This window comes from Amycolatopsis sp. NPDC041971, assembly GCF_055588925.1.
The window spans coordinates 1-18,352 of sequence record NZ_JBVJCE010000036.1 but is presented as its reverse complement, the minus strand read 5'-3'; the positions used below and the strand labels follow the sequence as shown (position 1 = coordinate 18,352).

The 18,352-nt window shown below is 68.6% G+C and carries 21 protein-coding genes and 1 riboswitch; of the genes, 14 read left to right on the top strand and 7 right to left on the bottom strand.

Going from position 1 to position 18,352, the window contains the following annotated elements; all coding sequences use genetic code 11:
- Positions 1–292 precede the first annotated feature (292 nt).
- Positions 293–1,051 carry a D-Ala-D-Ala carboxypeptidase family metallohydrolase gene (locus tag ACZ6DT_RS39825; RefSeq protein WP_465605147.1) on the top strand — a complete coding sequence of 253 codons (759 nt, stop codon included), beginning with the start codon at positions 293–295 and terminating at the stop codon, positions 1,049–1,051.
- Between the two features lie 11 nt (positions 1,052–1,062).
- On the opposite strand, the gene ACZ6DT_RS39820 is transcribed toward ACZ6DT_RS39825, so the two are convergent.
- The 4 genes from ACZ6DT_RS39820 to ACZ6DT_RS39805 are packed head-to-tail and all read right to left on the bottom strand — an operon-like array spanning position 1,063 to position 4,827.
- A complete protein-coding gene (locus ACZ6DT_RS39820; protein WP_465605144.1) occupies positions 1,063–1,695 on the bottom strand; it encodes an NUDIX domain-containing protein in 633 nt (210 codons plus the stop codon).
- A complete protein-coding gene (locus ACZ6DT_RS39815; RefSeq protein ID WP_465605142.1) occupies positions 1,692–2,885 on the bottom strand; it encodes an adenylosuccinate synthetase in 1,194 nt (397 codons plus the stop codon). Before ACZ6DT_RS39815 ends, ACZ6DT_RS39820 begins: the two co-directional genes overlap by 4 nt.
- Complete coding sequence (locus ACZ6DT_RS39810) at positions 2,882–3,856, bottom strand: hypothetical protein (protein WP_465605139.1); 975 nt, start codon at positions 3,854–3,856, stop codon at positions 2,882–2,884. Before ACZ6DT_RS39810 ends, ACZ6DT_RS39815 begins: the two co-directional genes overlap by 4 nt.
- 2 nt (positions 3,857–3,858) lie before the next feature.
- Positions 3,859–4,827, bottom strand: coding sequence for an adenylate cyclase (locus tag ACZ6DT_RS39805; protein WP_465605136.1), 969 nt, complete (start codon positions 4,825–4,827; stop codon positions 3,859–3,861).
- A 158-nt stretch (positions 4,828–4,985) separates the two neighbouring features.
- On the opposite strand from ACZ6DT_RS39805, the gene ACZ6DT_RS39800 reads away from it, so the two are divergent.
- The 3 genes from ACZ6DT_RS39800 (at position 4,986) to ACZ6DT_RS39790 (ending at position 6,657) form a co-directional block, all read left to right on the top strand.
- A complete protein-coding gene (locus ACZ6DT_RS39800; RefSeq protein WP_465605133.1) occupies positions 4,986–5,873 on the top strand; it encodes a hypothetical protein in 888 nt (295 codons plus the stop codon).
- Positions 5,874–5,890: 17 nt separating this feature from the next.
- Positions 5,891–6,337, top strand: a complete 447-nt coding sequence (locus ACZ6DT_RS39795) for a hypothetical protein (RefSeq protein WP_465605130.1) — start codon at positions 5,891–5,893, stop codon at positions 6,335–6,337.
- 158 nt (positions 6,338–6,495) lie between these two features.
- Complete coding sequence (locus ACZ6DT_RS39790) at positions 6,496–6,657, top strand: hypothetical protein (protein WP_465605127.1); 162 nt, start codon at positions 6,496–6,498, stop codon at positions 6,655–6,657.
- A gap of 4 nt (positions 6,658–6,661) precedes the next feature.
- Here the strand turns inward: ACZ6DT_RS39790 and ACZ6DT_RS39785 are convergent, their stop codons facing one another.
- Complete coding sequence (locus ACZ6DT_RS39785; protein ID WP_465605124.1) at positions 6,662–7,039, bottom strand: hypothetical protein; 378 nt, start codon at positions 7,037–7,039, stop codon at positions 6,662–6,664.
- Between the two features lie 30 nt (positions 7,040–7,069).
- On the opposite strand from ACZ6DT_RS39785, the gene ACZ6DT_RS39780 reads away from it, so the two are divergent.
- From ACZ6DT_RS39780 to ACZ6DT_RS39750, 7 genes are all read left to right on the top strand, one after another.
- Entirely contained in the window at positions 7,070–7,642 is a 573-nt protein-coding gene (locus ACZ6DT_RS39780; RefSeq protein ID WP_465605121.1) for a hypothetical protein, read from the top strand.
- Positions 7,643–7,879: 237 nt separating this feature from the next.
- Entirely contained in the window at positions 7,880–8,113 is a 234-nt protein-coding gene (locus ACZ6DT_RS39775; RefSeq protein ID WP_465605119.1) for a hypothetical protein, read from the top strand.
- A gap of 62 nt (positions 8,114–8,175) precedes the next feature.
- The gene (locus ACZ6DT_RS39770) at positions 8,176–8,787 is read left to right on the top strand and encodes a CDP-alcohol phosphatidyltransferase family protein (RefSeq protein ID WP_465605150.1); all 612 of its coding nucleotides are present in this window, start codon (positions 8,176–8,178) and stop codon (positions 8,785–8,787) included.
- Positions 8,788–8,850: 63 nt separating this feature from the next.
- Positions 8,851–9,234 (top strand): glycine cleavage system protein GcvH, encoded by a 384-nt coding sequence (gene gcvH, locus ACZ6DT_RS39765; RefSeq protein WP_276370532.1) that lies wholly within the window; start codon positions 8,851–8,853, stop codon positions 9,232–9,234.
- Positions 9,235–9,359: 125 nt separating this feature from the next.
- Positions 9,360–9,827 (top strand): glycogen accumulation regulator GarA, encoded by a 468-nt coding sequence (gene garA / locus ACZ6DT_RS39760; RefSeq protein ID WP_465605115.1) that lies wholly within the window; start codon positions 9,360–9,362, stop codon positions 9,825–9,827.
- Positions 9,824–10,585: a transcriptional regulator FtsR gene (gene ftsR, locus ACZ6DT_RS39755; RefSeq protein WP_465605112.1), complete on the top strand. Its 762-nt coding sequence runs from the start codon at positions 9,824–9,826 to the stop codon at positions 10,583–10,585. Before garA ends, ftsR begins: the two co-directional genes overlap by 4 nt.
- A 218-nt stretch (positions 10,586–10,803) precedes the next feature.
- A complete protein-coding gene (locus ACZ6DT_RS39750; RefSeq protein WP_005150031.1) occupies positions 10,804–11,277 on the top strand; it encodes a bifunctional nuclease family protein in 474 nt (157 codons plus the stop codon).
- Between the two features lie 152 nt (positions 11,278–11,429).
- Here the strand turns inward: ACZ6DT_RS39750 and ACZ6DT_RS39745 are convergent, their stop codons facing one another.
- Positions 11,430–12,044, bottom strand: coding sequence for a TetR/AcrR family transcriptional regulator (locus ACZ6DT_RS39745; RefSeq protein WP_465605109.1), 615 nt, complete (start codon positions 12,042–12,044; stop codon positions 11,430–11,432).
- Positions 12,045–12,341: 297 nt separating this feature from the next.
- Here ACZ6DT_RS39745 and ACZ6DT_RS39740 point away from each other — a divergent pair, with 297 nt between their 5' ends.
- Together ACZ6DT_RS39740 and gcvP are read left to right on the top strand one after the other, a co-directional pair.
- Entirely contained in the window at positions 12,342–12,923 is a 582-nt protein-coding gene (locus ACZ6DT_RS39740; protein WP_465605106.1) for a MerR family transcriptional regulator, read from the top strand.
- A 46-nt stretch (positions 12,924–12,969) separates the two neighbouring features.
- A riboswitch (glycine riboswitch) is annotated at positions 12,970–13,071 on the top strand.
- A 173-nt stretch (positions 13,072–13,244) separates the two neighbouring features.
- Complete coding sequence (gene gcvP / locus ACZ6DT_RS39735; protein WP_465605103.1) at positions 13,245–16,124, top strand: aminomethyl-transferring glycine dehydrogenase; 2,880 nt, start codon at positions 13,245–13,247, stop codon at positions 16,122–16,124.
- A 13-nt stretch (positions 16,125–16,137) separates the two neighbouring features.
- Here the strand turns inward: gcvP and ACZ6DT_RS39730 are convergent, their stop codons facing one another.
- Entirely contained in the window at positions 16,138–16,500 is a 363-nt protein-coding gene (locus tag ACZ6DT_RS39730) for a nuclear transport factor 2 family protein (protein ID WP_465605101.1), read from the bottom strand.
- 114 nt (positions 16,501–16,614) lie between these two features.
- On the opposite strand from ACZ6DT_RS39730, the gene ACZ6DT_RS39725 reads away from it, so the two are divergent.
- Positions 16,615–17,442, top strand: coding sequence for a helix-turn-helix domain-containing protein (locus tag ACZ6DT_RS39725; protein ID WP_465605098.1), 828 nt, complete (start codon positions 16,615–16,617; stop codon positions 17,440–17,442).
- The last annotated feature ends 910 nt before the right edge of the window (positions 17,443–18,352 follow it).

Here is an 18,352-nt window from a genome sequence, read left to right as displayed (position 1 = left end):
TCGACGCGGCCCGCTTCGACCACGTGTGGTCGCTGGTGCGGGACCTCTCGGGCGCCTACGCCATGAACCCGTGAAGTGTTCCGAAGGCCTTCTTGAGGGACCCAGAGTCCCTCAAGGAGGCCTTCACGGAACTTCGCCCGGCGCAGGCTCGGGAGCGCCCGCCGTCGGCCGTGTGGGTCGAACGACCCACAGTGCGGTAACCGGAACCGCGTTAGCATCCCGTGCAGTGAATCGTTGACAACCCGTGGGGGTCACGGGCCTCACCTTCCCTGCCTTGAAAGGTGTTCCTGTCATGCGCATTCGTTTCCTCCTGCCGATGCTCGCCCTCGTGGCCGGGCTCGGTACCGCGGTCGCCACCCCGGCGGCCGCCGATCCAGGTCCGGTGACGGCGGGCGAAGTGTCCGTCGCCGACGCCTGTTACTCCTGGGGACGCACGTTGTCCGAGGGCGCGTCCGGTGAGGACGTCCGGCAGTTGCAGATCCGGGTCGCCGGATATCCCGGTTACGGTGGTGTGCTCGCCATCGACGGCCAGTTCGGCGCGGGCACCAAGGCCGCGGTCACCCGCTTCCAGCAGGCGTACGGGCTGGGCGCGGACGGCATCGCCGGATCGGCCACGTTCACCAAGCTCTACGCGTTGCAGGACGACGACTGCACGCCGGTCAACTTCACCTACGCCGAACTGAACCGGTGCAACTCCGACTGGTCGGGCGGCAACGTCTCAGCGGCGACGGCGAAAGCCAACGCGCTGGTCTCGATGTGGAAGCTGCAGGCGATGCGGCACGCCATGGGCGACCGGCCGATCGACGTCAACGGCGGCTTCCGCAGCGTCGCCTGCAACAACGCCGTCGGCGGGGCGACCAACAGCCGGCATCTCTACGGCGACGCGGTCGACCTCGGAGCGGGCTCGCAAGGCTTCTGCGGGCTGGCGAAGCAGGCCCGCAACCACGGGTTCAGTGAGATCCTCGGCCCGGGCTACCCCGGCCACAACGATCACACGCACGTGGCACACCGGTCCACCCGGTTCTGGTCGGCGTCCTCCTGCGGGATCTGACCTAGGCCTCGTCACTCCCAGCGCCACAACGACGGCGGCCGTCCTCCCTTGGGGAGGGCGGCCGCGTGTTCGGTGGTGCGCCGGAGCCCGGGGACCCGCTCCATGGTCCGGCCGAGATTGGCCGGATAGGGGCGGTCCCCGGTCAGCGCTTCGGTCGCGTCCAATGCCTGTGCCGTCGTGAAGATCGGCCCTAGCAGCCCGGCGGTGAACGCGACGTCCCGCCACAGCCGTTCGGCCAGCAACGGGCGGCAGTCCGCCACGATCCGGTCGTGGTCGAACGCCAGCGACGGGACCTCGTCCAGCGGCGCCCACACCACGTTCCCCGGGTCGTCGAGCGCGGGGTTCGTGGTGGCCCACAAGGCGATGGAGAGGGTGGGGCCGCGGGGATCACGGTTCGGCTCGTCGAAGGTGGCGAGCTGTCCAGTCGCCGAAAGCGCGTCCGGTGGCAGCCCGAGTTTGGTGACCACCGCCCGGAGCGCCGCCTCCCGCAGCCGCTCGCCGAGCCCGAGCAGCACCCCGGGCAGGGCGAGTTCGCCTTCGAACGGCTCGGCGGCACGCGGCGCGATTCCCAGCAGCACGGTCCGCGTGCCGGGGGCGAACCGCACCACGAGCACGTCAACGGACACCGGAGTCGACTCGATCACGCGTTGATTGTCGACCTCGCCGCCACGACCCGGTAACCGGCCCTGTCCGGGCCGTACCCGGCGACGGCCACCGGCAGCCGCGCGCCGAACCACGCCAGCGGATCCGGCAGGTCGACGGCGGGGGAGCCGTCACCGGATACGACCCGCAGACCGGTCGCGTCGAGATGGGTCACCGCGAACGCGTCCACGCCGTCGCAGGCCGCGATCGCGTAATCCAGCAAAGCCGCGTCGAGATGGCCCGCCCGCCACGCGCCCTGGAAGTCGCCGGTTTCGTTGTGCGTCTCGGGAAAGCGGGCGAGCACGGCGGCGGACTCGGTCGGCAGCGGCCCCGCGCCGTGCCGGGTGAGATAGGTCCGCGTGACACCCAGTACCGCGTGTGGGCGCCCGCCCAGCAGCGCGCGGGCGTTGTGCGGGGTGGTGGTCGACCAGGTCGTATGCGGGTGGAACCCGTGGTGCTGGTCGAGGAGAACCCCCTGCGCCCCCTCGAAAACCAGCCGTCCGGAGTCCGCCAGCCGTCCTGTCTCACCGCCGTCGGTGATCCGCACCGCGTCCGCGAAAGCGCGGTACAGCGCCACCAGTTCGTCCACACCGTGCGGTGGCGTGGCGAGCGGGGCGTAGAACCGCGCGAGCGCGTCCAGTTTGCGCCGCAACACCGACGGGGTGGCGCAGTCGGCGACCGTGGGCGCTTCCCCCGGCGTCCCGATCACCTCCTGACTTTCCACCACCTCGCCCGGCGCGGCGCCGGGGAGCAGCGAGTACCAGACGGTCTCGCCGACGCCCTTTCCGCACGAGCCGTGCCGGTTCGCGCCCCGGGCCTCCTCCCTGGCCCGGTTGGCGTGGATGTGGAACGGGGTCGTGAGCAATGCGCCCCCATCCACGCTCAGCAGCGAGAGCGGATTCCGGACGCCTGCCGCTTCGAGCTGCCGTGCTTCGGCGGCCAGCGCGAACGGCTCGACCAACACGAACCGCGACAGATGAGTGGGCACGCCGGCGAACGTGCCCGCCCCGAACTGGCTGAAGGTGTGGTGCCGCCCGTCCACGACGACGTTGTGCGCGGCCTGCGCGCCCCCGTTGAAGCGGACGACGGCGGTGGTGGGCCGCGCGGCGCACAGGGTGTCGACCACGGCGCCCTTGCCTTCGTCGCCGAAGCCGAGTCCGACCACCACCACGTGTCCGTCCAGGAGACTCACCGCAGCACCACGTCGCTCGGGCCGCCGGCTTCGGGCACCGCCGAGGTGACGACCGACCTGGTGCCCAGTTTCGCCAGTGCCTTGCCCACGGCCGCGCTCTCGGCGGCCGAGCCGACGTCCGCGAGGTCGGCGAGCGCCCGGTCGACGTCGACGACCCGTTCCTCCAGCCCGATGGTGGCCGCGATCAGTTCGCACACCGCGCCGGGATCGTCGAGTTTGAGGAAGCTCTGGCCGAGCAGACCGCTCCAGTGCTCGCCGATCTCCGGGTCGTTGTAGTACGACGACTGGTTCGGCAGCACGAAGTAGACGTGCCACTTGCGGGCCAGCTCCCGGTACACCGAGGCCGGGTCGATGTCCTCCCGCACGTCGTCGCCGAGCACGTGGCGGATGTGGCGGGCCTCCAGCGCGGGCTTGTTGAGCTCGTCGCCGATGATGAACAGATAGCCCTTGCGGCCGCGGTTCTGCCAAGCGTCGGTGATGACGTGCCTCGCCATGAAGTAGGCGGCCAGCTCGTAGGATTCGCTCTTCTGCCCGCCGCCGCCGCCTTCGAGGAAGATCGTGCGCAGCTGCTCGTCCATCCGGTTGTCCGATTCGAACTGCCCGATCTGCAACGGGACCCGGTCGCTGTCGGCGTCGCCGATCGCCCCGAACAGGACCTGCGGGTCGGCCAGGTAACCCCGTCGCTTGAGCAGGCCGTGCAGTTTGCCGAGCTTGCCCTGCATGATCCGCGGCACCCGGCGCATCGAGCCGGTGACGTCGAACAGCACCGCGATCGGCGTCGAATCGGTGTGGTCGGCCGAATCCCGGCATTCCCGGACGGCGTTCAGCGGATCGAGCGCGGATGCGACCTTCCACTCTTTCGCGGGTTTGGAGCGGAGATCGGCCGTGTAGCCGAAATCGTCCTCGCCCTTGGCCGCGCGGAAGGTCCTCGCCGCGGCGTAGGCGTTGTCGTCCCAGTGTCCGTGTCCCATGGTCAGGCTCCTGTCTCGGGGATGGTGAAGGGTCGGAAGGTGCGAGGGCCGTAGAGGTCGTCGAGCAGTTCGTCGTACTCGTCGAGCAGATCGGCGGCGTCGGGCCGTTGTGCCGGGATGTCCTGGGTGCACCACGTCGCGAACTCGCGTTGGCGGGTTTCCGCCGGTGCCAGCAGGTCCAGCATCATGCGGTGGAGCAGGTGGACGTCGGTCGCCGCGGTCATCGGGAGTCCCTTGTGGACTTCCGGTGGGTATTCGACGGAGTTGTCCGCCGCCAGTGGGAGCACACCGTCTTCGACGGCGAAGGACCAGCCGACGAGGACGATGCCGTGCTGTCCTGGATGGACGAGTACGTTGTCCGCGGTGAGGTGGCCGTGGACGACACCCGCGCGATGCGCGCCCGCCACGGCGCGCAGCAGGCGCCGGTGCATCCAGGCGTAGTCACGGCCGTCGAGCCCGCCGGGGAACGCTCTCCCGATGTCCGCGAGCGTGACGAACCCGTCGACGAGCGGATCGAGGACGCTGAACGCGCGGTCGCCCCGCGCCACCGGACCCGACGTGTCGAGCAACCGCGGGTAGTAGGGGCGCAGCCACCGGTGCCGTTCGGTGAAGCCGTCGAGCGTGCGCAACGCCGTCCACTCTGCGTGGATCAACGGGTTGAGCGCCGGGTCGCGGACGAGCTTGACCAGGTGCGGCCCGGTGGTCCGGTAGGTCGTCGCGACACTGCCCACCGCGTGCGGCTCGGTGAGGGTGTACGCCGAGGTCGCCGTGGTGACCGTCTGGCGCCGCGCGCGTTTCCAGTCGTCGTGCAGGCGGTTGAGGGTGGCGGCGGCCCGGTGGGCGCGCTCGTCGCCGGGGTTGCGGTCGGGGTGGAGCACGGCCGCCAATTCGCGGTAGCGATGGCGGGCGAACAGAGTGGCCGCGTCGACCGCGTTCTCGATCGTCGCCACGGCGTCTTCCCTGGTGAGCATAGTTTGAGTCTAGGCGACTCTTACTTCGGTTCGCAAGTGGGTGGGTACAAATCCCGTGCTGTTCGGCGTGCCTCGGGCAATAGACTGAACGAGCTGAACAGGGGGTGTTGGTGGTCTTCCGCGAACCACATCGGAAAGACGAGTGGCGCAGGGACGCGATGATCGTCGCGTTCGTGATCGGGATCGTCTGGGGAACCGTCGCGGCCTTCGCCGGGCGGTGGACCGTCGAAGGGCTGGCCGGCACGTACGACGTGCGCGCGGTGATCTCGGAGTGGAACTCCACGACCAGCGAAGGACAGCACGGCCCGCGTACCAGCTATGAGGTCCTGGCGATCGCCGAAGACGGCCGCGCGATCGAATTGCCGACGCGGGATGCGTTCGGCCTCGCGGATCCGGTGGTCGCCCGGCTTTCGTCGGTGACGGACCGGGTGTTGTCCGTGCGTGGGGCCGATCGCGTCCTGGAAGCCCACCATCCGTGGGAAAAGATCACGGCGATGTCCCTCGGCTTGGCACTCCTGGTGCTCGCGGCCATCGTGCTGGTCAAAGTGGCGAGACCGGGGGGCGCGCGGAAGGCGCCGCCGTTCCTCGCCGGGCTGGCCTTCGCCGCGTTCGTCGTGCTGACGCCGGTCGGATTCGGCGGGACGCCCTATGGCGAGGCGGCCGACCCCGTCCCGAATTTCTGGGAACTCCGTCGCGACCTATGGGGACCGCCGCCGGTGTTCGCCCGTGGACAGACCGCCGTATCCGGGGAGGCGGCCGTGCGTGTGCTCGACAGCGGGCCCGGACCGCCCGAGGGAGCCGAGGCGTGGTTGAGCGGATTCCACGTACTCACCTTGCGGATCGAGGCTGCTCGCTTCGGCGACACGGCACTGGAGCTGTCTGCCGACGAACACGGTGAGCCGGAACGGGTCAAGGACTGCGCGGGCGCTCCCGGCGCTTTCGACGGCACCACGGGTCTCGTCTGTTTCGTGGTCCCGCCCGGATATCGGCCCCAGTACCTCCTCGTCGGCAAACTCGAGCGGGAAGTCCTGCTGAAGCTCCAGTGATCGACGAAAGGACAACAGTGCCGGAAAATGCGCGGAAACCCGGGGTTCTTACTTCGGTGCTTTCGGCCGTTCTCCCTTTTCTGCTGATCTTCGGTCTCGTCTGGGGCTCCCTCGGTTCCGACATCGGTGAATTGAGCACCGGCGAGGACGTCACGGTCACCGAGATCTCGGGGTGCACCTCGGAGGGATCCGCGGTGAACGGCCAGACCCCCTACTGCTCCGGGAAATGGCGCTTCGCCGACGGTCGTACCGGAGGCGGCCGGATTCTGGGGGAGAAGATCTCGCGGGGTGACACGGTCTTCGCCGGTGACGGATTCGCCTACCGGACGAGATCGCCGTTGATCTGGAAGGTCTCGGCAGGCGGCGCGCTGGGTCTCTTTCTCGTCGGCATAGTGATAGTGGGTGTCGTCCTGTACCGGTTGGACGTCGGCAAGCGACGTCGCGAGGACAGACGCGGAGTATAGAGGTAAGGCAACTGCGACAGGGGTCGGCTGCTGGAATTCCGCGAAGGCGGCGACCTGGCCGCCACATTTGCCCTACCCCTCTATAGAACCCCTCATTGTCACTCGCGACCCCGGTTCACGACCGTGCGCATAGGCGTCAATCGGACATCCGGCCGTCGATGAGTGTCCCTTATGGACAGTCGAGGTCTCGCCGGCGGGCCCACTGCGGCAAGTTCGAGGCCTGCACGATGTACGGCGCCAAGGGCGGCGAAAAGGTCTCGTTCGCCGCCTTCAATACCGGAGACGCCTACCGCGAGACCCCGATGGTCCGGGGCGACTGAGGCGTCAGAAACGGGTCGCTTCGATCTGGCGCTCGTCCTCGGTCGAGCAGCTCGTCACCGGATCGTTCGGCCCGCTCCCGCACGTCCAGGCGCCGATCACCACCGGGCCGGGACCCTGCGGCGAAGCGGCTTCGGCGGGCGTCAGCTTGGTGAAGTAGTCCGTAAGCACCTGGGTCGCTTCGGCGCAGTCGGTCTTCCCGTGCGCGACGACCTTGTTCTTCGTGCCTTGGAGTCCGGTGACTTCGCCGCAGGGCGTCCCGGCGGGCGCCGAGGTGACGGCGGAGGATGACGGCGCCGGCGCGGCGGCGGGAGCCGGATCGGCTCCGCAACCGCTCAGCAGGACGACGGCGAACGCGGCGGGAAGTACGGTGAGGCTCTTCATGGGCCCTTCTTCTCGGGGATGGTTCATTCGATGGGGACGACGGCGGCGAATACGTTCTGTTCGCCTTTGCCGCAACTGGTGCCGCCTTGCGCGGCGGGAGCGCCGGAGACGCACAGCCAGCCGTCCACGGTCTCGCTGACGGGTTCGTCCGAGGCCGCGGACTGCCGTCCGGCGATCCTCTTGTGGAACGAGCCGACGATCCCGGTCGCGTCCGCGCAGGAGACCCCGGGCCCGTGCAGCACCTGCAAGGTCAGCCCGCTGGCCGCGGTGACCGTGCCGCACGAACCCTGTACCGGTTCAGCGGGTTTCGGTTGGGGGGCGGGATTCGGGGCGGTGGACGGACTCGGCGCGGTTTGCGACGGGATCGGAGGCACCGAGACGCTGGACACGGCCGTGGGGAGCGAGGGCGGCGAGGCCGACATCGAGGTGACAGGCGGTGGCCGATCTTCGCCCGAACAGGCGGCGAGCGTTCCGGTGACGGCGCAGGCCGCGAACAGGCGCCGCCACGTTCCCGTGGTCGTCGAGACGGGCAAGGCGATCCTTTCGTCGACCGGTCGTGGCCGGCCCATTCTGACCCGGCCGGGCCCGATGTCGTGGCATTGAGCCACATTCGATTCGCGGGAGGCTATCGCGCCCGCGGCGCCGGGGTACGCGAGGACCGCGCAAGAATTGTCCATTGTGGACAATTAACATGCCGTTCACAGCGCGATGACACCCCGCTGTCGTCGCGAACCGATCGGACGAATCCGCGCCGGAGTCGTTAACGCGCGGCCCCGTTCCGCCGAAAACAAAGGTAGCGCTCCGGCGTGTCCCAGTCCCCGTCACGAAACCGTGAGAGTGATGAAGACCGACGAACAGACCGACCCCGCGTCACCCCAGGCCACGGCACCGGCGAGCACGGAGCTGCCACCGACGGCACCGTGCACCGTCGTCTGGTGCGGCGCCCGCCCGTACGTCCTCGAGAGCTCCGCCGGCCACATCCGCTGGGTGGGCACCGATCACCGGGGCAGGCCCGTGGCGCTGACCAGCGCGGACCTCCAACGCCGCGGCTGGACCCACACCAGGGCCAGCTGACGAGGGAGGGCGCGCGCCCCACTGGCTAGGCTGAGCGAGTGAGCACGCCCCCCGAACCGAGCATGACCAGCGAAGAGCCTTCGCTCTTGCGGCAGGCCCTGAACGTTCCCAACCTGCTTTCGATCCTCCGGCTCGCCGGGGTGCCGGTCTTCCTTTGGCTGCTCCTCGGCCCGAAGGAGGACGGCTGGGCGCTGGCGCTGCTCGTGTTCAGCGCGCTCACCGACTGGCTCGACGGCAAACTCGCCCGCTGGCTCAACCAGATGTCCCGGCTCGGCCAGCTGCTCGACCCGGCCGCCGACCGGCTCTACATCCTCGCGATCCTCATCGCCTTCCTCATCCGCGACATCATCCCCTGGTGGCTGGTGGTCCCGCTGGTCGCCCGCGAGGCCGTGCTGGGCGTCTGTGTGCTGCTGCTCCGGCACCGCGGCTTCGCCCCGCCGGAGGTCACCTACATCGGCAAGGGCGCCACCTTCGTGCTGATGTACGCCTTCCCGGTCCTGCTGCTCACCCAGGGTGGCTCCGACCTGGCCGCGATCGCCCGGCCGATCGGATACGCCTTCACGGCGTGGGGCGCGGTCCTGTACGTCTATTCAGGCGTGCTGTACGTCGTCCAGACGGTGCGAGCGCTGCGAACGGCCGAACCCGGCGGGTTACGGGAGGCGGCGGGCGCGTGACCCGGCGGGATGCGAAACTGCGCGCGTCGGTTTCGAGTGAGGGCTTGAGAAAGGGGAGCGGCGTTGTCCACTCCAGAAGAACTGCGGTACACCGAGGAGCACGAGTGGGTCTCCGTGCGCGACGGCGGGCTCGTGCGCGTGGGCATCACGGAGTACGCCCAGGACCAGCTCGGTGACGTGGTGTTCGTCGAACTTCCCGAGGTCGGCAAGCAGGTCGGCGCGGGGGACACGTTCGGTGAGGTCGAGTCGACCAAGAGCGTTTCGGAGCTGTTCGCCCCGCTCGACGGCGAGGTGGTCGCGGTCAACGACGCGGTGACCGAGTCACCCGAGCTGATCAACAGCGACCCCTACGGCGAGGGCTGGCTGATCGAGCTCCGTCTCGACGACGCGAGCTCGGTGGAATCCCTGCTGGAGGCCGAGGCGTACCAGGCACTGATCAAGGAATAGCCGCAGGCCGCGGCCCTTCGGGAAGAGTAGGGGGAGCCGCGGGCCGGAGATTCGATCAGGCACGGTACGTTTGACCTCCACACGTTCTTGAGTAGTGGCAACACACATGCGTTAGGAGAGCTCAGGTGAGCACGAACGACGGGCCCGGCGTTCCCCCGGAGCAGTCTCCGGAGCGGACTTCTGTCTTCCGGGCCGACTTCCTGGCCGACGTCGAAGGCACTGAGGCTCCTCCGGCTGCCGAGCCCCCTGTCCAGGGTGTGGACGCGCTGCCCGCGGGTTCCGCGCTGCTGGTCGTCAAGCGGGGCCCGAACGCGGGTTCGCGCTTCCTGCTGGACCGCGACACCACCAGCGCGGGACGGCACCCGGACAGCGACATCTTCCTCGACGACGTCACGGTCTCCCGGCGGCACGCCGAGTTCCGCCGTGAGGGTGGCGAGTTCGTCGTCATCGACGTCGGCAGCCTCAACGGCACCTACGTCAACCGCGAGCCGGTCGACCAGGCCGTTCTCGCCGGTGGCGACGAGGTGCAGATCGGCAAGTTCCGCCTGGTCTTCCTGACCGGCCCGGGCCACGGGGGCCAGGGGGCACGGTGACGGCGGCCGGGCGGCCTGATCGGGATGCGTCGCAGCGCGATGGGTTGAGCATCGGGGCCGTGCTGGCACAGCTGCGCGGCGACTTCCCCGACGTCACCATCTCCAAGATCCGGTTCCTCGAGGCGGAAGGTCTGGTCCAGCCGGGCCGGACCCCGTCGGGGTACCGGCAGTTCGCTCCGGCGGACGTGGAACGTCTGCGATTCGTCCTGTCCGCCCAGCGGGATCACTACCTCCCGTTGAAGGTCATCAAGGAACAGCTCGACGCGGCGGATCAGGGCGCCGCGCCGTCGGCGGCGCTGCCCAAACCGCCGCGGAAACTCGTTTCACTCGACGCCCCTGGGGAGAACGGCGGACTGCCGTCCCCCGGGGACTTCGAGACCGATCGCGAGATCAGGCTGACCGAGGAAGATCTTGTCCGCCAGGCGGGCATCGACCCAGCCACCTTGGTTGAGCTGCGGCAATACGGTCTCGTCCGGCCAGGCGCGGCGGGGTTCTTCGACCCCGACGCGGTCCTCGTGGCGAAGACCGTGAAAGCGATGACCGAATTCGGTATTGAGCCGAGACATCTGCGTGCCTTCCGGGCCGCGGCCGACCGGGAGGTCGGCCTGCTGGAGCAGATCGTGACCCCGGTGTACCGGCATCGTGACGAGGACGCCCAGGCGAGGGGCGACGAGGTCGTCCGGGAGCTCGCCGCGTTGACCGTGGCGTTGCACACGCTCTTGGTGAAGGCCGGAATACGGGCTGTCACAGGCGGTTGAACTGCTCGGGACACCGGGAGCCGTTGTGAGGCCACTTGTCAATGCCTGAATGTTCGGCACCCGATGCCGTACCGTGAGAGTCGGTTTGCCACGGGCGAACCGAGAATGTCGGAGACAGCGAGCACAGCGCTCGGAAGACGGGTAGCGTCGGGGTTGCCGTCGCTTGATCGTCGAGACAAGCGTTGCAGCCCGTGCGCACGAGAGGGAGGCGAAGCCCGATGAGCGAGATGCGCGTCGTCGGCGTGCGGGTGGAGCTACCCGCGAATCAGCCGATCTTGTTGCTACGGGAAACCGAGGGCGAGCGCTACCTGCCGATCTGGATCGGCTCGGTCGAGGCCACCGCCATCGCCTTGGAGCAGCAGGGAGTCCGCCCGGCCCGTCCGCTCACCCACGACCTCCTCAAAGAGGTCATCGGGGCGCTGGGCCGTGAGCTGGAGCAGGTCGTCATCACGGATTTGAAGGAAGGCACGTTCTTCGCGGAACTGGTCTTCGACGGGGACATCCGGGTTTCGGCGCGACCGAGCGATTCGGTGGCGCTGGCGCTGCGGGTGGGGGTCCCGATCCACGCCGTCGACGCGGTGCTGGAGGAAGCGGGCCTCATCATCCCCGACGAGCAGGAGGACGAGGTCGAGAAGTTCCGCGAGTTCCTCGACTCGGTCTCGCCGGAGGACTTCCGCGGCGCGGACACCTGATCACATCCTGGATTTCGCACGAAGGGGGGCGGTGCCGGTGGCGCCGCCCCCCTTCGTCGTGCGCGCGGTCGTGAGAAGAGGGCCGCGGTGAGGTGTCGGTACCGGGGGTCGTGAGTGACGATTCGGGTTCTAGCCCGATCCCCACTCACGAGTCAGGCCGCGGTCGCCTTGACGAACAGGTCCGCCAGTTCCCGCCCGTACCGCGCCAGGTCCAGCTTCGGATCCGCCGCGAACTTCGCCGCGACACCGTCGATGGCCTGCGCGATCGACAGCGCCATCACGTCCGCCGCGAATTCGCCGAAAGCGCCTTCCTGCTGCCCCTGTCGCAGCTGACGTTCGAGCCGGCCGGTCCGGAACTCCTCGACGAGCGGCGCCGACATGAACCAGCCCTCGGCGTCCGAACCGCTCGAAGCCATCTCGACCATGACCCGCACCAGCTCCGGGTACGAGCCGAGGAACGCGATCTCCGACTCGATGTAGCCGCGCAGCAGCCCGGCCCGGTCGGTCGTGCCTTGGATCCGATCCTCGAGGAACTTGTCCTTCATGCCGGTCGCGGTGGTGACCACGGCCTGCATCAGGCCTGCCTTGTTGGTGAAGTGGTAGGAGATGATCCGGGTGCTGGACAGCCCGGCCCGCTCCTTGATCTTCGCGAACGACGTCTTGTGGTAGCCGAGGTCGGAGATCGTCGCGATCGTGGCCCCGATGAGCTGGGCCCGGCGGGCCGCCTCGGTGACCGACAGCCCCAGCTCCGCCTGAACCTCTTGCATGGCGCTTTGGGTGGAGGGATTTACTTGCATGAGTAAAAAATAACACGACCGAGTAAAAGTGGCAAAGGTGCGGCCGAATGGGGGGCCATGCTCGACAAGCCTCAAGAAGAGCTTGAGGCCGACCGCGCGTCGCGTTGACCGGTTTGCCGGACGCGCTTACCGTCAATGGAGGTAAATCGCCAAGATGTGATTCGGGTGTCTGGGGCATCCCTCTTGACGATGAACTCCGGTGCGGGCTCACGTGGGTCCGCGCGGCTTTGTTCGCCGGCCGCCAGGCCGGGCGAGGGGAGGCATGGCGTGGTCGAGGCTGGTAGCCCTCAAGAGCCGCTCGTTCCGGTCGCTGACGGCGAGCAGGGCGAGCTGTTTCCCGATTCTTCCCTTCCGGACGAACTCGTCGGTTACCGCGGTCCCGCCGCCTGTCAGATCGCCGGGATCACCTACCGGCAGCTCGACTACTGGGCCCGTACGAAGCTGGTCGCGCCGAGTATCCGCACGGCGCACGGTTCCGGTTCGCAGCGGCTCTACTCGTTCAAGGACATCCTCGTCCTGAAGGTCGTCAAGCGGCTGCTGGACACCGGTGTCTCACTGCAGAACATCCGCGTCGCCGTCGACCACCTGCGCCTGCGCGGCGTCCGTGACCTCGCCAAGGTCACCCTGTTCTCCGACGGCACCACCGTCTACGAGTGCACCTCGCCCGAAGAGATCGTCGATTTGCTCCAAGGCGGGCAGGGTGTCTTCGGGATCGCGGTCAGCGGCGCGATGCAGGAGATCAGCGGCACGATCCACGAGTTCCCGGCCGAGCGGGCCGACGGCGGCGTGGTCGAAACGGTCACGCCGGACGAGCTCACGCAGCGCCGTAACGCACGTCGCACCGGCTGATCATGAGGCCGCGCGGGCGGCAGGGTAGGCTCACTTCCGCGGTCGACGAATCCGCGCGGGAGAGACCGAGCCGATAACCGTTGAGCTCGGCGCCGAAGGAGCAAGTCCTCCCCGGAACCTCTCAGGCACCCTGGACCGCGCGGAAGAGACGCCTCTGGAAAGTGGTTCGCCAGGTCACAGCCTGGCGGCCCCGCCGACGGTGCAAGCCCGGCTCAACACTCGGGCGAAACTCTCAGGCGCCCCCACGGGGGTACGGACAGAGTGGGGAGGGCCAGGGACGAATCCGTCCCGGCCCCACCCCCGCGTCTTGGGAGGTTCCCGATGGAGCCCGTTTCACTGGCCGCTCTCGAATCCGGAACCCCGTTCGCGGACCGGCACATCGGTCCCGGCACCGAAGAGCTCGCGCGCATCCTCGACGTCGTCGGCGTCGCCTCCCTGGACGAGCTCGCCGAGCGGGCCGTTCCCGCGTCACTGCGGGAATCCGCGACGCCGCCGGAGCTGCCGCCGCCCGCCACCGAGACCGGCGCGCTCGCCGAACTCCGCGCGCTGGCCGCGCGCAACCGGCCGATGGTCCAGATGATCGGGCTCGGCTACCACGACACCGTGACCCCGCCGGTGATCCGCCGGAACGTGCTGGAGAGTCCGGCCTGGTACACCGCGTACACGCCGTATCAGCCGGAGATCTCGCAGGGCCGCCTCGAAGCGCTGCTCAATTTCCAGACCATGGTCGCCGATCTGACCGGCTTGTCGATCGCGAACGCGTCGATGCTGGACGAGGCGACCGCCGCGGCGGAGGCGATGACGCTGGTCCGCCGGGCGGGCAAGACGAAGTCGGCCCGGTTCGTGGTCGACGAGGACACCCTTCCGCAGACGATCGAGGTCCTGCGCACCCGCGCCGAACCGCTCGGCATCGAGCTGGTGACCGCGGATCTGTCCCAGGGCATCACCGGACTGGGGCTCGGCGGCGACTTCTTCGGGGTGCTGCTGTCGTACCCGGGCGCGTCGGGCGTCGTCCGCGAATGGGACCACACCATCGCCGAGGCCAAGGCGCTGGGCGCGGCGGTGGTGATGGCCGCGGATCCACTGGCACTGACGCTGCTGCGGTCGCCCGGTGAACTCGGCGCCGACGTCGCGATCGGGTCGACGCAGCGATTCGGTGTCCCGATGGGCTTCGGCGGGCCGCACGCGGCGTACCTCGCCGTCCGGCAAGGGCTCGAACGGCAGCTGCCCGGCCGGCTGGTCGGGGTGTCGAAGGACGCCGACGGCGCACCCGCGTACCGGCTCGCGTTGCAGACCCGCGAGCAGCACATCCGCCGCGAGAAGGCGACGAGCAACATCTGCACCGCCCAGGTGCTGCTGGCGGTGATCGCGTCGATGTACGCGGTGTACCACGGTCCCGAAGGCCTGCGCGCCATCGCGAACCGCGCGCACCGGATGGCCACCGTGCTCGCGGCGGGGCTCGCCGAAAGCGGTGTCGACGTCGTGCACTGCGAGTTCTTCGACACCGTGATGGTCGCCGTCCCCGGCCGCGCGACGGGCATCGTCGCCACCGCCCGGGAACTCGGGGTCAACCTGCGGCTCGTCGACGCGGACCATGTCGCCGCAGCCTGTGACGAGACGACGACCCGGGAACACCTTTCCCTGGTGTGGAAAGCTTTCGGGGCCTCGGTGTCCGATGTGGACTTACTCGACGCGGACACCGCGGACGGTTTCCCGCCGGACCTGCGCCGCACCAGTGCTTACCTGACGCATCCGGTCTTCCACGCGCACCGCTCGGAGACGGCGCTGCTCCGGTACCTGAGGGCGTTGTCCGACAAGGACGTCGCGCTCGACCGGAGCATGATCCCGCTCGGCTCCTGCACGATGAAACTCAACGCCACGGCCGAGATGGAACCGATCACCTGGCCAGAGTTCGCGAGTCTGCACCCGTTCGCGCCCGCCGAGGACGCGGCCGGACTGCTCACGATCGTGAAAGACCTCGAGCGGTGGCTCGCCGGCATCACCGGCTACGACGCGGTCTCCCTGCAGCCGAACGCCGGAAGCCAGGGCGAGTTCGCCGGGCTGCTGGCGATCCGCGCCTATCACCGCGAACGCGGGAACGCGGCACGTGACGTCTGCTTGATCCCGTCCAGCGCGCACGGCACGAACGCGGCCAGCGCGGTCATGGCGGGGATGCGCGTGGTCGTGGTGAAATGCGACGACGAAGGTAACATCGACCTCGGCCACCTCAGGTCCACGGTGGACGATCACGCGGACGACCTCGCCGCGATCATGATCACCTACCCCTCGACGCACGGCGTCTACGAAGACACCGTTCGCGAGGTCTGCGCGCTGGTGCACGACGCGGGCGGCCAGGTGTACGTCGACGGCGCGAACCTGAACGCGCTGATCGGGGTCGCGCAGTACGGGAAGTTCGGCGCCGACGTCTCCCATCTGAACCTGCACAAGACCTTCTGCATCCCGCACGGTGGCGGCGGACCGGGCATCGGGCCGATCGGCGTGCGCGCGCATCTGGCGCCGTACCTGCCGAACCACCCGCTTCAGCCGGGCGCCGGCCCGGCCACCGGCGTGGGCCCGATCAGCGCCGCGCCGTGGGGGAGCGCGTCGATCCTGCCGATCTCCTGGGCCTACGTCCGGATGATGGGAGCCGACGGGTTGCGGCGCGCGACCCTGACCGCGGTCGCGAACGCCAACTACGTCGCCAAACGTCTCGCCGGGCACTACCCGGTGCTGTACTCCGGCCACGAGGGACTCGTGGCGCACGAATGCATCCTCGATCTCCGCGCGATCACCAAACGGACCGGCGTCACCGTCGACGACGTGGCCAAACGGCTGGCCGACTACGGCCTCCACGCGCCGACGATGTCCTTCCCGGTCGCCGGAACGCTCATGGTCGAGCCCACCGAGAGCGAGAACCTCGGCGAACTCGACCGGTTCTGCGACGCGATGATCGCGATCCGCGGTGAGATCGAGAAGGTCGCCGCGGGGGAGTGGCCGGTGGCCGAAAGCCCGCTGCGCAACGCCCCGCACACCGCGCGCTGTCTCACGGGCGAGTGGGATCGCCCGTACAGCAGGGAGATCGCGGTCTTTCCCGCCGGTTTCACCGCCGCGAAGATCTGGCCTCCGGTGCGGCGGATCGACGGCGCCGCGGGTGACCGCAACCTCGTCTGCTCCTGCCCGCCGCCGGAGGCCTTCGCCTGAACTGCGCTGCTGGTCAGCCGGGCATCTTGTCGAGAAAGCCCAGCACCCGCTTGATCCGCCCGTCCTCGACGGTGATGACGTCGAAGCCGATCGCCAGCGGTTCTTCCGCGCCTTCCGGGGCGAGGTACCACTGGAACCGCGCGATGTCGTGGTGCGCGTCCGGGGCGGCCGGCAGGCTGAACTTCAGACCGGCGAACTGGGCCTGCGCGCCGGCGATGAAGCCGTCGACACCGTCGTGGCCGGTGACAGCGCCGAGCGGGTCGGTGTAGGCGGTGTCCTCGGTGAACACTTCGGCGATGAGCGCACGGCGCTTGTCCGCGTCGGTCTCGTTCCACACGGCGATGTACTGCTCGACGACGCGCTGGATGTCCGACATGGTGTCTCCTCGTTTTCTTGGGGGCTGACCGATGCCACAACTCTGTCGGCTGAGGGTGGGGCCAGTCGATTACGCGGGAGGTAATGGCGGCCCGGCATCGGTGGCCGTAGGTTCGTGATCGTGACGACCACAGTGACCGCGAGCCGCGCGGGCCGCCCCGTCGGTGAACTCCTGCGCGAATGGCGCGACCGCCGCCGGATCAGCCAGCTGGACCTCGCCATTTCGGCGGACATCTCCACCCGGCACCTGAGCTTCGTCGAAACCGGCCGGTCCAAGCCCAGCCGCGACATGGTGCTGCGGCTCGGCGAACATCTGGAGGTGCCCTTGCGGGAACGCAATCAGCTGCTGCTGGCCGCGGGTTACGCGCCCGCGTATGCCGAAAGCGGCCTCGGTGCCCCGGAAATGGCGGCGGTCCGCAAGGCGGTCCGCCAGCTGATGACCGGCCACGAGCCGTATCCGGCCGCCGTCGCCGACCGCTGGTGGAACCTGATCGACGCCAGCGCCAGCATCTCGATCATGACCGGCCTGGTCTCGCCCGCCTTGTTGACGCCACCGGTCAACGTCCTGCGCGTGACGCTGCATCCGGAGGGGATGGCGCCGCACGTGCTGAACCTGGGAGAGTGGCGCGCTCATCTGCTGGGCAGGCTGCGGCGTCAGGTGATCCAGACGGCTGATCCGGTCCTGACAGAGCTTCTCGAGGAACTGCTCACCTATCCGTGCGCGGATCCCGTCCCCGAAGTGGAGGTTCCCGGACCGGGCGACATTTTCGTCCCGTTGCGGTTGCGGCACGAGGGCACCGAACTCACGTTCTTCAGCACGGTCTCCACGTTCGGGACGCCGTTGGACATCACGGTCGCCGAGCTGGTGATCGAATCCTTCTTTCCCGCCGACGCGGACACGGCCGAGTATTTGCGCGCGTACGCCTCGCGCGGGGTGGAATGATGCGGGGCGAGAAGTCCTGCCGCAGACCCCAATGAGGAATCCCCTTCCCTGGCCGTGCCTTCCGTCGTCCTGAACAACGAGGTAGCCATCCCCTGACTCGGTTTCGGCGTCTTGCTGGTACCCGCGGGCGACCCGGCCAAGGTCGTCCGGAGTTCGATGACGGCATCCGCACCGGTCCCGAGCGGACACGTTCGGACCACGCGCATCCCCAGAATGTCCACAAGGGACGTTGCCTGGAAGCGGATGTCTGGTTTATGAGTATATGTGCGATTTTGCTCGGGGGTTGTGTGTGGTGAGGACGGTTCTGGTGGACTTGTATTTGCCTATCCATGGGAATCCGGCCTTGTCTCGCTGCTGTTGGGGTTCGTGCTGGGGGGAGGGTTCCGGGCGAGACCGGAACGCCCTCTCGTCGATGGAGGAATCGGGACATTCAACGTCCCGATTTCTCCATCGTCGACATCCCGGCGCGCGCTGAGCGCGCGAGACCGGCCTGGTCAAACGTAGGTAAGCGAATACCGGTCCGTTCTGACCCGAATCACCACTCACGACCCCGGCAGGCGCGCCATCGGAAGCCGCGAGCCGCGAGCCAGGAAAGTCGTGAAGGCCTCCTCCCCTGCCCTGAGCGTCAGGGTTCAGGCAAAGTCGCATAGCCGCTGGTCGGTGGCGCTTTTGGTGCTTCGAACTGGACTTCCGACGGGTGCGGATGGCAGGGTGTCCTGAGCGTCAGTTGTCCACAAAGGACACTAACCGGCCGATGGATGTCCATTTGATGCTTTTTTGGGCGTTTTTCGACCGGGTCGTGAGTGAAATTTAGGGCTAGTGCCGTGACGCAGATGGTTGGCGAGGTAATAGCCCGTAGGCCGGCGCGCTGATCTCGCCTGGCAGGCTGCCGGGTGGAGGTGGTGCCCGT